The sequence below is a fragment of the Sphingobacterium sp. PCS056 genome (assembly GCF_023273895.1).
GTDB lineage: Bacteria > Bacteroidota > Bacteroidia > Sphingobacteriales > Sphingobacteriaceae > Sphingobacterium.
Window position 1 is genome coordinate 1,321,026 of sequence record NZ_CP096883.1, and the last position, 15,281, is coordinate 1,336,306.

General features: G+C 41.3%; 14 protein-coding genes. 8 read left to right on the top strand and 6 right to left on the bottom strand.

Annotation, left to right across the window (positions count from 1 at the left end; all coding sequences use genetic code 11):
- Positions 1-131: 131 nt before the first annotated feature.
- On the top strand, positions 132-1,553 hold the full coding sequence (locus MUB18_RS05630) for an arylsulfatase (protein ID WP_248755207.1): 1,422 nt from the start codon (positions 132-134) through the stop codon (positions 1,551-1,553).
- An 85-nt stretch (positions 1,554-1,638) separates the two neighbouring features.
- Here the strand turns inward: MUB18_RS05630 and MUB18_RS05635 are convergent, their stop codons facing one another.
- Entirely contained in the window at positions 1,639-3,216 is a 1,578-nt protein-coding gene (locus MUB18_RS05635; RefSeq protein WP_248755208.1) for a DUF3843 family protein, read from the bottom strand.
- A gap of 241 nt (positions 3,217-3,457) precedes the next feature.
- Between MUB18_RS05635 and MUB18_RS05640 the strand changes: the two genes are divergently transcribed.
- The 4 genes from MUB18_RS05640 (at position 3,458) to MUB18_RS05655 (ending at position 8,157) form a co-directional block, all read left to right on the top strand.
- Positions 3,458-4,765 carry a replication-associated recombination protein A gene (locus MUB18_RS05640; protein ID WP_248755209.1) on the top strand — a complete coding sequence of 436 codons (1,308 nt, stop codon included), beginning with the start codon at positions 3,458-3,460 and terminating at the stop codon, positions 4,763-4,765.
- A 55-nt stretch (positions 4,766-4,820) separates the two neighbouring features.
- On the top strand, positions 4,821-5,357 hold the full coding sequence (locus MUB18_RS05645; RefSeq protein WP_045754045.1) for a 3'-5' exonuclease: 537 nt from the start codon (positions 4,821-4,823) through the stop codon (positions 5,355-5,357).
- 397 nt (positions 5,358-5,754) lie between these two features.
- A complete protein-coding gene (locus MUB18_RS05650; protein ID WP_248755210.1) occupies positions 5,755-6,243 on the top strand; it encodes a hypothetical protein in 489 nt (162 codons plus the stop codon).
- A 408-nt stretch (positions 6,244-6,651) separates the two neighbouring features.
- The gene (locus MUB18_RS05655; RefSeq protein WP_248755211.1) at positions 6,652-8,157 is read left to right on the top strand and encodes a S41 family peptidase; all 1,506 of its coding nucleotides are present in this window, start codon (positions 6,652-6,654) and stop codon (positions 8,155-8,157) included.
- Between the two features lie 167 nt (positions 8,158-8,324).
- Here MUB18_RS05655 and MUB18_RS05660 read toward each other — a convergent pair whose 3' ends face one another.
- From MUB18_RS05660 to MUB18_RS05680, 5 genes are all read right to left on the bottom strand, one after another.
- Positions 8,325-9,242: a hypothetical protein gene (locus MUB18_RS05660; protein ID WP_248755212.1), complete on the bottom strand. Its 918-nt coding sequence runs from the start codon at positions 9,240-9,242 to the stop codon at positions 8,325-8,327.
- Between the two features lie 10 nt (positions 9,243-9,252).
- On the bottom strand, positions 9,253-10,881 hold the full coding sequence (locus MUB18_RS05665) for an ABC transporter ATP-binding protein (protein ID WP_248755921.1): 1,629 nt from the start codon (positions 10,879-10,881) through the stop codon (positions 9,253-9,255).
- A 24-nt stretch (positions 10,882-10,905) separates the two neighbouring features.
- Positions 10,906-11,175 (bottom strand): PqqD family protein, encoded by a 270-nt coding sequence (locus MUB18_RS05670; protein ID WP_248755213.1) that lies wholly within the window; start codon positions 11,173-11,175, stop codon positions 10,906-10,908.
- An 83-nt stretch (positions 11,176-11,258) separates the two neighbouring features.
- Complete coding sequence (locus MUB18_RS05675) at positions 11,259-11,717, bottom strand: S24/S26 family peptidase (RefSeq protein WP_248755214.1); 459 nt, start codon at positions 11,715-11,717, stop codon at positions 11,259-11,261.
- 10 nt (positions 11,718-11,727) lie between these two features.
- The gene (locus MUB18_RS05680) at positions 11,728-12,636 is read right to left on the bottom strand and encodes a DUF5106 domain-containing protein (RefSeq protein ID WP_248755215.1); all 909 of its coding nucleotides are present in this window, start codon (positions 12,634-12,636) and stop codon (positions 11,728-11,730) included.
- A 287-nt stretch (positions 12,637-12,923) separates the two neighbouring features.
- On the opposite strand from MUB18_RS05680, the gene MUB18_RS05685 reads away from it, so the two are divergent.
- From MUB18_RS05685 to MUB18_RS05695, 3 genes are all read left to right on the top strand, one after another.
- Positions 12,924-13,370 carry an adenylyltransferase/cytidyltransferase family protein gene (locus MUB18_RS05685; RefSeq protein WP_021188618.1) on the top strand — a complete coding sequence of 149 codons (447 nt, stop codon included), beginning with the start codon at positions 12,924-12,926 and terminating at the stop codon, positions 13,368-13,370.
- Between the two features lie 103 nt (positions 13,371-13,473).
- The gene (locus tag MUB18_RS05690) at positions 13,474-13,902 is read left to right on the top strand and encodes an adenylyltransferase/cytidyltransferase family protein (protein ID WP_094772745.1); all 429 of its coding nucleotides are present in this window, start codon (positions 13,474-13,476) and stop codon (positions 13,900-13,902) included.
- A 117-nt stretch (positions 13,903-14,019) separates the two neighbouring features.
- On the top strand, positions 14,020-15,018 hold the full coding sequence (locus MUB18_RS05695) for a mannose-1-phosphate guanylyltransferase (RefSeq protein ID WP_248755216.1): 999 nt from the start codon (positions 14,020-14,022) through the stop codon (positions 15,016-15,018).
- Positions 15,019-15,281 lie beyond the last annotated feature (263 nt).

The window sequence follows — 15,281 nt, forward strand, 5'->3', positions numbered from 1 at the left end:
CTTCATCTGCTATAGCGGATGAAGTATTGATTTCAATATAAGCAGCATGCCTATTGCATGACACGTTATTTTATCTTTGAACGTTACTTTACTTTTTGAAGGAAAGAACATATATTATAAAAACCATTAAAATGAAAAAACCAGCACTATTTGCGTTGTTTTTTGCGTTGAGCAGCATCGCAATAGCACAAAAGAAAAGCGATCGACCCAACATTGTCTTTATCATGGCCGATGATTTGGGGTATGGTGATCTAGGGGCTTATGGGCAAAAGATCATAGAAACAAAACATCTGGATGCTTTAGCAAAAGAGGGCATGCGTTTTGACAATTTTTATGCCGGCACCTCTGTTTGTGCTCCATCCCGATCCGCTCTGATGACGGGTCAACATACTGGACATACGCCAGTCCGCGGCAATAAAGAATTAGAACCCGAGGGACAGCAACCTTTAGCAGACTCGGTGCAGACGATCGCGATGCTCTTGCAAAAGGCGGGGTACGCGACAGGTGCATTTGGCAAATGGGGATTAGGGATGGTGGATACTTACGGGTCTCCAAGCCGCAAGGGATTCGACGAATTCTATGGTTATAACTGTCAGCGACAATCTCATCGTTATTATCCTACTCATCTGTGGCACAATCAAGAGCGTATCGAGCTACAGGGAAATCATGGTCTGATGGCCAAAGGGCAGTATGCCCCAGAGCTAATCCAAGAAAAAACATTAGAATTTATTGAAAACAATAAGGATCGCCCTTTTTTCCTATATGTTCCGACAGTATTGCCTCATGCCGAATTATCAGGTCCTGATGATCAGTTTTATGCCCAATATGCCGATAAATTTGAAGAAAAAGCGCACAAGGGCAATGATTATGGTCCTGCAGCAACCATTCCGGGATATGCCTCTGTAGCTAAGCCACGTGCTACTTATGCCAGTATGGTCAGCCGCATGGATGCACAGGTGGGACAAATTGTTGCTAAGCTCAAAGCGTTGGATTTATTGGACAATACCATTATTGTTTTTACCAGTGACAACGGAGCACATCGTGAAGGAGGTGCTGATCCAGATTTCTTCAATAGTTCAGCTGGATTGCGCGGATACAAAAGAGACCTCTATGAAGGAGGTGTAAAAACTCCTTTTATCGTCTATTGGTCCGGAAAGGTGACTCCCGGATCTACTTCCAATTACTTAGGCGCATTTTGGGATGTGATGCCCACTCTAGCAGAAGTTGCGCAGGCAGGAAAACCGCAATATACAGACGGTATTTCGTTTGTTCCGACATTACTTGGAAAACCTAAAAAGCAAAAGCAGCATGATTACTTATATTGGGAGTTTCATGAAGATGGCGGCCGTCAAGCGGTGCGTCAAGGTGATTGGAAATTGATTTTGCAAAAAGTCAGAAGTGGAAATCCTGTTGCTGAACTGTATAATCTAAAGCAAGACCCTAAGGAACAAAATAATGTGGCAGCTAGTCATCCTCAAAAAGTGATAGCGTTGCGCAAAATTATAGTAAAAGCACATGTAGAAACGAGTGATTTTCCTTTGCTTAATAAGTAACGGAGTAAAAATAGTGACGGAGTAACGAAGTAGATCATTACTTCGTTACTTTTTACTAGTCACTACGTAACTGGTTACTATTTTACTATCTAATCATCACATGTGGCTGATTGTGATAGGTATCGCTCTTGTAAAAGCGAATGAGAAAATCCAATGTTTCTCGCGTTAATGAATAGAAAAACTGCTCATTGATTTCCTTTTCGTACAATTCATAATAATGCTGTACCAATCCAACTGAGAAAAACTTCTGCACCAAGAGCTGCAGTAAGTTTTGCGCATAATTTGTTGGTTCATTTGGCTCTTCCACAAAAAATGGATTATTTTTCAAGGGAAAGAGGTTTTCGATGCCACCAAAAAATTCTAGACCTATTTTCGGATTATAGAATGCGGTCACCGGAGTATCTTTTGATGCATTTGGATTCGTTACCTCTTCGATTAGCGGTAGCCCTACTTGCTCGCGGTATGCTGTGGTGAGTTCATGGATGTAACCCGCAATTTCAGCTTCCGTCATAAATGCCAGAAGACCGTCATGCTTTTCATTAAACAATGCTTTTACATCCTCCACTTGTTGTTCTGCCTTTTCGATATGCGTCCTTTTGCCCTTTAGTGCTTCCACCAAATACGCTTGATCTATTTCTTGGTCAGCCGTCAGATCGATCTGATCAGCTTCAACAGCAGACATCATTCCTGATAGGTTCCAGGCATCTTGCCAAGGTACGATCTCCATATAGAACAATTGAGCAGCTTGGGGCTCTTGAAAGTTTTGAATCGAATTTTGATTGACAAAAAAGATTTCACCTGTTGTCAAGTGCTTCAATTGTAGACGCTCTTTCTCCAATTTTTCAAATTCAAAAAAGCTATCGATCCGTTTTCCAATATCGCGCACCTGCTCATATCGCGGATGTGCAGGTGATAGAGTCGAGGCAACAAATTCGCAAGATTTTAAGCCCAATAGATGTAAGCGGAAGAAAACAAAGTGATTGTCCCGCACACGGAAAGTCATTTGATTTAAGTACGCAGGATCATGTTGATAGCGACCCAAGTCGGCTATATCCATATGTTGCATCAAACTGTTGTAGTAATAGCCTCCCGTGATATAATTGGTTGCGATCACCTTTTCGGCAAAATTGCGAACTTCCAGATAATTAGCATCCGCTGCCAGAGCATATTCCTTTTGTAGTAAGGAGTTTTCCGGAGCGACCTCATAATGTTCCTCCAATACCGCATAAGCAAGATCTGTAACTAGGGCAAGTAAACGCCCTTCTTTATCTAAGAAAAGATGCGGATTACGTTCGCTGAAAAATAACCATGAAAGCACCAGTACATCCTGTGGATTGATATCTTCTGGATAATAATCTGTTAATTCCTGATCCTCAAAAAATGGAAGCATCTTGCCATATAGCGCTTTGTGCTCTGTCCTAAAGGCATCAAAAAGCTTTGTTCCAGATACGACATCCTCGAGGTAGCAGGTCAAATAAACGCTGAGCGTTTTTATAATTTCAGGTCTGATCAGAGCATCCGTTTCTTCTTCGTCAAACCATAATGTGCTTAGCGCATCGTGTATGTCATTGGCTACTTGTAAATAATAACGATCGGCATCCGATCTCCCTTGATAAGGATGTTGTCCTAGCCAATCTTGTATATAAATTCGTTTTTTGTTCATCAAAATAAATCGTTAATGAGTTTAAGTTCTTATTTCTATCCATGAGCTCTTTTTAGTCGGTTTTTATGAGTAAGGCGATGATACCGCCAGCAGGAATGCTGCTCATCTGGTTTCAAAGAGTAAGGTTACTGTTGAAGGTCTCCTATATAAAATGCTCATCCAAAAATAGCCAAATTTTTGAATTCCATAAATTGATTGTGAAGTAAATGAACAATTGCTAATATCTTCTTACTTTTGATGTATGGCTACACGAATTCCACTGGCAGAGCGCATGCGTCCCAAGAAATTGGAAGATTATGTTGGACAGCAACATATTATCGGTCACGATGCGGTTTTATATCATGCCATTCAACAAAAAAATATTCCTTCTATGTTACTCTGGGGCCCTCCCGGGGTTGGAAAAACGAGTTTGGCACTTTTGATGGCCAAAGAGCTGGGGCGCCCATTTTTTTCTTTAAGTGCGATTCAGTCTGGAGTCAAAGATATTCGTGACGTCATTGAAAAAGCGGAAAAGCTGATGAATATCAATCAGGAGCAACCTTTGATGGATTTTAATCAAGAACAGCCCATTTTGTTTATTGATGAGATTCATCGTTTTTCCAAATCACAGCAGGACTCGTTGTTGGGGGCTGTGGAAAGGGGACTGGTTACCCTTATCGGAGCGACCACAGAAAATCCATCATTCGAAGTGATATCGGCTCTATTGTCTCGCTGTCAAGTCTACGTGCTTGAACATTTAAGCAGCGAAGATCTGATCGGCCTGATCGAAAAAGCATTAAATGAAGACGAATACCTCAAAACATTAAACATTGAGATTGAAGAATACGAGGCCATTTTAAGATTATCTGGGGGAGATGCACGTAAGCTTCTCAATGTACTCGAATTGGTCAGTAATGCCGCAGTCCTGCATCATGAACCCATTACCAATGCGTTCGTATTGAAACAGGTGCAGCAGAATATGGCTATTTACGATAAGACAGGCGAGCAGCATTACGATATCATATCTGCTTTTATCAAATCGATCCGCGGATCAGATCCCAATGCCGCTATTTATTGGCTGGCACGTATGATCGAAGGGGGGGAAGATCCTTCTTTTATTGCTAGGCGATTGCTGATTCTAGCATCTGAAGACATCGGCAATGCCAATCCCAACGCCTTGTTATTGGCCAATACTTGCTTTCAGGCCGTAAATGTCATCGGCTGGCCCGAGTCGCGGATTATCCTGGCGCAAGCAGTAACGTATTTGGCAAGTTCACCTAAAAGCAATGCCTCTTACGAAGCCATTAATAAAGCTCAGGGAGTGGTGAAGCAAACGGGCGATCTTTCTGTACCTCTTCATTTGCGCAATGCACCTACAAAATTGATGAAACAGCTGAATTATGGTGCGGAATACAAGTATGCACATGCATACCCAGGTAATTTTGTGATCCAAGAATTTTTACCGGATGAACTGAGCGGTATGACCTTGTACGAGCCCGGTAAAAATCCGCAGGAAGAAAAGTTAAGGCAGGGCTTACGCGACAAGTGGAAGGAGAAGTACAGGTATTGATTTCATTTTAAATCTCAAGGGATATTGTTTACCTTTGCTGGGATAGGAGTAAGGCATGACATCAGATTTAACATTTACAGCGATAGATTTTGAAACAGCAACAGGGCATCAAAATAGTGCCTGTGCAGTTGGTATCGTGACCGTTGAATCGGGTATCATTACCAATGAATTTTATTCCTTGATCCAGCCTCCACGCAATGAGTATATGTGGCAGACGACACGTGTGCATGGTATCAAACCTCGAGATACGCAACATGCACCAACATTTAAGGAACTGTTTCCATCCATCAAAGCTTTATTGGCAAATAAATTAATGATTGCGCACAATGAGCTGTTCGACCGCAATGTCCTGCGTAAGACGATGCTTTATTATGGGCTATCTTATGAAGAACTCCAATTGGCCGAAATGTGGGAGTGTACCTACAAGATCTATCGTAATAAAGGTTTTAAACCTGCCCGTCTAAACGCCTGCTGTGAAGTGTTGGGCATCACGCTCAATCATCATGAGGCATTATCCGATGCCAAAGCTTGTGCCGAACTTTATCTGCGCCACCCCCATGTGGCAACGCTGGTAGAGAAATTGGGGGAATAAAAAATTAACCAACGAAGAGATCTGCCTATTACTCGATTACTGAGTCATTGACCAGTCCTTGTCACATCACTGCCCACCGTATTGCTGAGCTCTGTATTTAATCTTCTATAGTCAATTTTTAATCTTTAGGTTAAGAGATCATCAGCGTAATTGTGTGTTTTTTTCTTATGCTTGCATATGACATTATATTGTCCTATTTTCTTTTATAAAGCTTTTGATCATTCGTTTTTATACTGTTAAACCAGCTATTTGCCACGCTGTCTCTTTTTTGTCCCCCTTTTGTCCCCTTTGTAAAATTGGTACTCGACTTCGTAAAAATTATATTTGCCTTCGAGTTTTTAGAAGTTTGATCATCTTCTAAGGAATTAAATATCTGTATTTTTTATTTTAAATTAATATGTTTTACATCTTTGTTTCTATTGCTGTTTTGATTCTTTTTGCTGGTTTTTATTTTTGGAAGAGATTCAACCTATCCCGACAATTTTTAGATCGTGCTTCATTGACATTGCAATATCGATTTTATCCTCTAGAAAGTGATAGCTCCCCATCGGGCAAATCAAAGAATGGTGCGCTTTTATTTTTAGTGAAAAGAATAAGTCTAGATACACGTAATATTGTGATCAAAGAAGTAAAGCTGGATCATGCTGTTATCCATGTGAGTTTAGATCAGTTGATCATGATTACATTTCCCGCAGAATCAAATCAAGCTTACGAAGCTTCAATTCGTTTTCGCATTCGAGGACAATCGCGCCCATCTGATTTGATGAACCAGCGTCATGCTACCGTCGTAGGTTATATCACTTCCGAGTCAGCAGGTCGTATTCCTTTTCGCATTCAGATTCCTGTTTCACAATTTATAGAGGAGAGTGAGCAGGTTAGAGGATAAATCGCGGTGGCCAACGATTCGCTCGGAATGTTTTAGCAGTTTACTGCATGGGTGATTAGCTTGTATTGTTTTATGTTACATTCATAGTTAGGATAAGGCTTATTCACCATCTACCCAAGTTTTATTCTTCATGCCCTGATTCGTCAGGGCATTTTTTATGCTAGATTATTTCTATTTCCATTTGCTTTTAACTAGATCTTGCAGGAAATTATCTACCACGCTTATTTCTTTTAGAAACAATCGTCACATAGACAGGTCATCACCTATTAAGTTCTATTTTATGCATTTTGCGATCAATATCAACCCTAGATTGCAATCAGGTGTCATATTGAGGATCAAATTTGCGACATATGCTTGTTGCATATAAGCTTCTATTTATATAAGTTTGTATATCTTATAGATTTAAATATGAAATTATTTTCAATGCAAATTTTAGAGAAAGGATTATTTTTTTCTCTGGTTGCACTTTTTTTTATTAGCTGTAAAAAGAATAATCCACAGCCAGAGCCCGAACCAGAGCCCGTAGTACGTACGAGCGATCAAATGATTCGGGACAGTATCTACTACTACTATAAGCTATACTCGTTATGGGCAGATCAGTATATTCCCCAATATGATAATACTTTTGAATTTACAGATCAATATACGTCTGCCGATGCGATTTTGCTCGGACTGAAGAGTTTGACCCCTGCTTATCCCAATTATGCTAGTTATGGTGGTTTTCTCGATCGTTTTTCCTTTCTCGATGGGCTCAATAATTATCATACCGGAACACAGTCGCGATTGAGAATGGATAGAAATAGCGGCTATGGTTTGTATATTTCTATGGGTACTGCCGACTCCAAAGTCGCCAGACCTGTTATTTATTTTGTTGAAGGGGGATCACCTGCAGATAAAGCGGGTTTAAAACGTTCAGATATGATTACCTCCATTAATGGAGATAATGACTTTGCTGTTGCAGTTACCTGTGATGCTTCAGGATGTAAACCCGTTGATCAAAACGCGCTTAACCAGATGAGAACTCGGGTATTAAATGCATTGGAGGGCGGTGGGCTTCAACTTGAATTGTTGCGTCAGGATCAATCCACCTATAGTCAAAAGCTCGCCTATACTTCTTATATTATTGATCCACTTTATCGCGACACTGTGTACCAATACTCAACTAAGAATGTCGGTTATCTTGCCCTATCTTCTTTTGAAGAAATAGAAAATAATAATGACAATCAGCAAAAAATTGATGCTGCATTTCAGGGTTTTGAAAACAAACATATTGAGGACCTGATTGTCGATTTACGCTATAATACTGGCGGATATGTCGATGCAGCCGTATATGTGGCCAATAAAATCGGCGGATCGGTTGCAGCAGGAGAGCTGATGTTGACCTATATTTGCAATGCCTATATGGACAAAACACATAAGGGAACGAACGGCATGTTTAGCGATACCTATTATAGAAAGACAAGTAATCTGAACCTGCGTAAAGTTTATTTTTTAGTGAGTGAGACAACTGCCTCAGCAGCAGAAATGCTTATTAATGTACTGAAGCCTTATCTTGATGTCCAGATTATCGCTACAGGTACACATACTTACGGCAAACCAGTTGGTTTCTTTGAGCAAATTATTGAAAATAAGGTATCTTTTTGGCCAGCCTCTTTTCAGTTGAAAAATGCCGCTGGCTTTTCAGATTATTGGGACGGTCTTCTGGCAGACAGAATAGATGTCACCGATTATATCTTTTTAGAATCCGGAGATACTCAAGAAACCATGTTAGAGACTGCTTTGGAAGATGCTGTACCAGGCAGTAAAAAGAAGGCTAATGCTCGAAAATCGACCAATCAAATTGCACCTCGCATGCTGCAGGATCAGCAACAGATCAATCGAATCCCCGAAAGAGGGCTATTGAAGAGTCAATAAGAACGTATTCCTCTAGCAGATCCTTTGCCATCGTGATTTTCTGTACGCTGTTCACCATTAGAAATTGAGCGAGCTGTAGGCAAAGTCTGGGCTAGCCTCTAGAATAAAAGATCAAAAAAAGCTAGGAGCTTTTGTCTTTGCTTTATTGTTGAGGGCAACACTCTTTACTAGACAGCGCTATCAAAAATACGTTCGTGACACAGCTCAGCTGCAGCCTGATCCGGTAAGCATTTTAGAAAACCCACTTGTACTTTGCTTATTACTTTTTCGAGCGTTGTATTCATTTCGGCAAAAAGATCTTTGTTCCATCGGATTGCTGTACAGCTGGGCAATACCGCAATGAAACCCTTAATGCCTGGCATTAGGTCGAATTTATTTTCAGGAGCCTGCTGCAGTCGTACAAAAGCTTTTAATACAATACTTTCATTTTTATAACAGGGAGTCTTACCGCTCCAAGGTGTTCCGTAGATCAAGACGCCATCCTCCTTGATCCGTATCGCAGGATTATCATCGTTGAGCAACGAGGTTTCCGGGATATGCGATAGCCAAAGGCGACTATGGGTACTTTTGCCTGTTCCGCTCTTCCCCAAGAAAACAATACCCTGCCCATTTAGATTAATAACCGACCCATGGATCATGATGACCTCATGCAATAGAGCAGCCTGACCAAATAGCATCATTAACATCCAGCAGATCACCGTACTTTGCTCGTACGCGCTACTTTGAGGAATATAAATAGTCGATTGTGCAAAATCGCGGTCGCTATAGAGATACCACATGCCATCCCCCTGTTCATTTACGATGGTGGTGATATAGCCTTTTTCCTTTTCATAAAAACAGAAGCGGTCGCCCCAGGAAATGGACAAGTCACTGCGAAGAACCCCCAGATCTGCGACCTCCGGAGCTTTATCTGTACTCAAATTAACTTGGATTGCGGCCTGATCTCCCTGCTTGTACCACTCAAAATCTCGGAATGTCGGCAAGAGCTTCTCCAGATCCAGATCCGTTGTATAATTGATCTGCAGGGTCAGATCTGCTATTTTATATTGTTTTTTTATAGTTTCAGTTGATGTTGTCAAAGTCATAGCGTGTTCTTTAGTCCAAGTATAGGCGTTGTTTGCATATATTGGCCAAGGTTAAGTCATGTGTTACAAAAAGGCATAATTTATTTTCCCCATAGTCGAGCAGTCTATGGATCAGTGTATCGGCTGTTTTACGATCTAATGCAGAGGTTACTTCATCAAATAACCAGATATCCCCGTCGTGCATGAGCGCACGTGCAATAGCAATGCGCTGTGCTTGTCCTTCCGATAGGCCCATTCCAGACTCGCCCACGACCGTATCGATCCCCTCAGGCAGTTCCATCACAAATTCGGCACAGGCCACCCACAATGCCTTTTGGATATCGATATGTTCAGCCTTTTGCACATGCAGCATCAGGTTTTCCCGAATAGTGCCACTAAAGAGGGAGTTGCCTTGTGGTATATAGGCAAAATTGATGCGGTGAGCAGCAGAGAGCGGTCGCGTACCCGCTCGATCTGTTAATAAGATCTGCCCCTTTTCCGCTTTGATCAGCGATAGCAGCAAGCGTATCAGTGTGGTTTTTCCTTTTCCGCTAGGTCCTACGACAGCAACGGGTTCGCCAGCACGTAAAGATAGATTAAGATGATCCAAGACCCATTTATCCTCATATCGAAAAGACAAATTCTGGATTTCTAGAGCAGCTATACCCCGCAGGCGTTGCTGATCCATCTGAGATTCAATTTCCCCAGACTTCAGTTCCAATAGCCGATCTGCCGCAACCCGGAATCGCACGAAACCAGGGATAAAGGTGATGAGCGCTAAGATCGGTGTCTGGATCCGGGCGACCAATTGAAGAAAAGCAGTCATGGTACCAAAGGAGATCTGCCCACTCTGCAGTCGGTAGATTCCCCAGATAAAGGTCAGTAGATAGCCCGCATTGATGCTGACTTTCATGACACTCTGTGTATAAGTCGAAAAGTTGAGCTGTTTCATTTTAAGTCCAAAGAGGTCTCGTTGGCTGTCGGTCAGTTTTTTTCTTCTCTTTGGGAATATGCCCATTGCGCGGATCAGCAAGCGAAACCGCAGGTTTTCTTGCAGGATATTGGAAAAATTACTTTCTTCACCCTTGACTTCCTGACTGAGCTTGCGCATTTTCTGAAAATAGATTTTTGAAAAAAGGAAGAGCGGCGACAGTGCCAATATCATCAGCGCCAACATCGGATCCATGTACCACAGAAAAGCCATCGATGCCAGCAGCTGTATAGCTGTGAGTATAAATGAAAGCAAAGTCTTCGCTATCATATTGGCGACTTCCTCACAGTCCGTTTGAATACGGACCTGTATATCACCGGTATGCCAGTTTTTGATGAGTCTCCATACCGATAGCATTTGTGCATCCAGCATATTGCGCTGCAGTTCGAACGTGAGCATCATTTTAATGCGTTCATTGAGCCAGCCCGTATAAGCACGTATACCAAGGCCAACACCTACAGTTGCCACAATCCCGATCAAGGTCCATCTGAGCGGAATATCTGTCGGAGAGATCGCCATATCCACCGCTTTTTTGGAGAGGTACACAAATAGCAGCGAGAGCGCAATAGCAAGCAACTCCAATACAAAATAGAGGAGGAGTTTAGATCGGTATCCCTGGCTGATGGACCAGGCCCAGCGGATATGATGTTTCAGGTTGTTATGCGTCATCAAAATAGCGGACTCTTGTGGTCTTTATTTCTCCAATAATCCCTGCTGTTCGAAATCCTGGATAAGGATCTGAGCATCTTTATGTGCTTGTTCGGCAGTCACATCATATTCTTCACAAAGAAGATCGACCACTGTCGCTTGAGAAAATGCGGTTCCCTGTAATTGTTCCCAAAGCCATGCTGCCGAATCATTAAGGGTATATACAGTAGAGAGGTCAACCATATCCTGACCTGGATCCACAATCATGTGATCCGGACCAATTGTTCTTAATACTAAATCTGCTCTTAATTTCATGCTGTAAGGTTTAAAAAATAATTACTATTAGGTTTAAAAAATAAGTATAATCAAAGTTAATCATTCATATTCAGTATAGAAAATCAGCTTAAAATCCTTCGTTTTAAGCTGGCAAATAGGCGTCTTACCATGCGCAAGTGATACCATATCATTCCTCTTAATCGAGGCCAGCGGCTGTTGATATTTCGCGTGGTATCACTGTTATTAGGGTAGTGTAAAGTCGCAATCGCCAAGATATGCGGAGCAGATACATATTCTTTCAAGACCAGATTGCCATCTCCAGCAAGAACAAATTTCCCATTTTTTTTTCCCACATATCGGTGAAAAACAAATTTCCCCTCATATTGAGCTAAAATAGGAGATCCCAATGGTAAAACAGTGCCAAGATGAGCTACCACGATGACTCGATCGCCATTTTTGATAAAAGGCATCATGCTGTTTCCCTTCACACGGATACAAACCTCCTTACCTTCCTTCAGTAGTCGCTGCACTTCTTCAAAGTAAAGATCATTATTGACCATCCGCGATTGTGTCTTGTTCATTGTGCTTAATTTAAGGAAGTTGGGTCATGATTTGTAGGGCAAGTTGCAGTTCGACATCTTTTAAGAGCACTCTTTTCATACCATCTAACAGATAGATCGTCGGTGAGGCCTTCGTGTCGTAAAGTCGTTGACGCTGAATTGTGCTGTTGTTATCAAATCCGTTAATCCAATTTTTCGCCAGATGAGGTTGGTAATTGATCCACCTGTCACGATCACCCCAAGGTTCGATCGTGACAATCTGGATTTGCTTCTTCTCAAATAGATCCGTCACCTCAGGCGTATCTTGAAGTAAAGCGATTATTTGTTTACAGTGGGCACATTCCGTGTCGTAAAATATGAGCAATATATATTTGGCCTTCACATCGGATAATTTCTGAATATGACCATCATAACGTTCAAAGCTGAAATCCTCCGCGACTTTCCCCATTTTATTACGCTGTACCAATTTATAAATAGGACGATAAGCCTCTTTTTCCAGATCCGTCAATTGATCTGACTTGATCAGGTACCGGAGCACCGATTCATAGCGTACATCATTGCGCATAGGGGAGTTTCCATCGTACAAATAATGTTCATATAATTTGATATAATAATCGAAACTAGTTTTATTTACTTTTGCCCTATCCAGCATGTTGGCAATAGCATGATCAGCAGTTGAGTCCGAAGTGCCGTTCAATGCGTTGAGAAAATCCGCCAATTTCTGTTCACCCATGCTTGGATCTTTTATTTTTGCCGTATCCCGCATATCCACCTGGTCCCAATAATGGAGTGCTTCAAGATCTGCGGCAGTATATACCGATGCGGTGGTATCGGTTGTAGCCATATCTTGTTTAGTCGATTTGTTGCGCTGGTTGCACGATATCAATAACCAAGTTGTCGCGCCAAAGAATAACCAAAGTTTAAAAGGTGAACATTTCATTATAATTGAGATTATGACAACAAACTTAAATAAATTGAACTTGATATACAATATCATTGAGGTGAAGTTAAAAATAATTGTTGCATGTAAATTTTTCAGCAGGACATACCGCTACTCATTGATTTAATTTGAAGCATCGTCAAAGAAAGCCAGGGAGGTCCATCCACATGCTTCAATTCAATAATTAGTTTGACGAGAACTTTTCATCACAGCTTTTGTTTTATAAATAATAGCTATCTTTGAGATAGCTAAAAAAGGAGCTTAATTAATTTATTTTTGTTTTAAATATGATTACAATACCTGCTAAAGAAATGCGTATTGGCATCACTTTCAGTGCATTTGATCTGCTTCATGCCGGTCATATTAAGATGCTCGAAGATGCTAAGCGTCAGTGTGATTATTTAATCTGCGGATTGCAGACTGATCCTACATTGGATAGACCAGAGAAAAACAAACCAACACAAACTGTTGTGGAGCGCTATATTCAACTCAAAGGCTGTAAATATGTTGATCAGATCGTGCCTTATGCCACTGAACAAGATCTACAAGATGTCTTGCGCTCCTTTAAGATAGATGTCCGTATCGTTGGTGACGAATACCGCGAACGTGACTTTACCGGACGTCAATACTGTGAGGAATCAGGTATCGAGCTCTATTTTAATAGCCGCGATCATCGTTTCTCCAGTTCCGGATTACGTCGTATCGTCGCCGAACATGAAGTTGAAAAAGGATAGAAAGTAACGGAGTGACCAAGTTAGAAAGTAACGGAGTGACCAAGTTAAAAAGTAACGGAGTGACCAAGTTAGTTATTAAATTAAAAGAATAGAAGACGTTTACATGAAAATAGGAATTACATTTGGTGTATTTGATTTATTGCATGCTGGCCACATTATGATGCTGGAAGAGGCGCGTCGCAATTGCGATTATCTGATCGTTGGGCTCAATACCGATCCTTCAGAAGTGTCACCAGAAAAATCAACACCTACACAGACAGTCGTTGAACGTTATATCCAATTGGAGGGATGTCGTTATGTGGATGAAATTGTTCCATACGAGACCGAACAGGATTTAATTGATATCATCAAAGCATTGCCCATTCAAGTACGTATCATTGGAGAAGAATATCGTGATATGGATTTTACTGGAAAGAAATATTGCGTTGAAGAGGGTATTGAGATTTACTATAATAAACGTACACATCGTTTTTCAAGCACAGGCTTGCGCAAAGAAGTTGCAGCAAAAGAAGCAAAGAAAGTTAGTCAGTAAGTAACCGAGTGACGGAGTGATGAAGTAACCAAGTGATCAAGTGATCAAGTAACGAAGTGACCAAGTAACGGATTTACACGGGTATTAAGTAAAAAAAAAGATTTATAAAAAAACAGAATGAGCAATATCGTACATGTGATTTTATCGGGTGGAGTGGGGAGCCGTTTATGGCCTTTATCTCGGAAAAGCTACCCCAAACAATATCTTTCCCTATTTAAAGAGGGATCGTTGTTTGAGATGACTGTCAACCGTAATCAGGGACTCTGCAATCAGGTGATTGTCGTGGGCAATAAAGATAACAATCAATTAAGTCGTGAGGTGATGGAAAGCAACGGTGTGGAGTATATCGATATTGTGGAGTCTACGCCTAGAAACACGGCAGCGGCGATTGCATTTGCTGCGTTTGCGGCCCAACCCGACGATATCTTGGTCGTGACACCCTCGGATCACGTTATCGTAGGTGACCAAGGCTACACAACAGCAATCCAAGAAGGTATTGAAAAAGCCAATCAAGGCTATATTGTCACCTTTGGTATTCAAGCGACCAAACCGGAGACGGGTTATGGGTATATCGAATACAAAGGAGACCAAGTATTATCGTTTCGTGAAAAACCAAATAAAGAAACAGCTGAAGATTTTATCGAGAGGGGTAACTTTTTATGGAACTCCGGTATGTTCTGCTTTCGTGCAGATACGCTGTTGCATGAGTTGCAGCAATTTGAACCTCGTGTGTATGCAACCGCTTTAGCCGCATGGCAACATCAAAAAGATGGTATTCTCGACGAAGCACTGTCAAAAGAGATTCCTTCCATCAGTATTGATTATGCTGTGATGGAACGCTCTAAAAAGATTCGTGTTGTAGCGACCGACTTTACCTGGTCAGATCTCGGTTCATTTGAGTCGATGTATGACTACTTGAAGGAAACTGGACATCCTACCGATGAAAATGGTAACATGGTGATCGGAACTGATGTCTATAGTGCATTTGTCGGTCTCCGGAATACTATTTTTGTCTATACAAAAGATGCCTTTTTGGTATTACAGAAAGAAAGTTCACAAGACGTCAAAAAAATATACAATACCCTCGAGCGGCATCAGTCAAAACTGATCGATTAATAGCATACCGCGTTGTTATTTGCTGCTTACTAACAGATCAATACTAAAAAATAAGCGCTGCACATGCAGCATAATAGATCAAAAGAAAAGGAATTGGAACTTGGGTAGCCCTAAGATCCAATTCCTTTTTTAAGCGCTTTACTCTTCGCAATGCCTACGCATTAATTTGCTGATGTTCCGCTAGGTATGTCGCCTTTTCTTTTGATCTTTCCTGCTTTAATCGAGGCAGTTACAGCAAGTAACTATCGCTGAAATGATCAAGA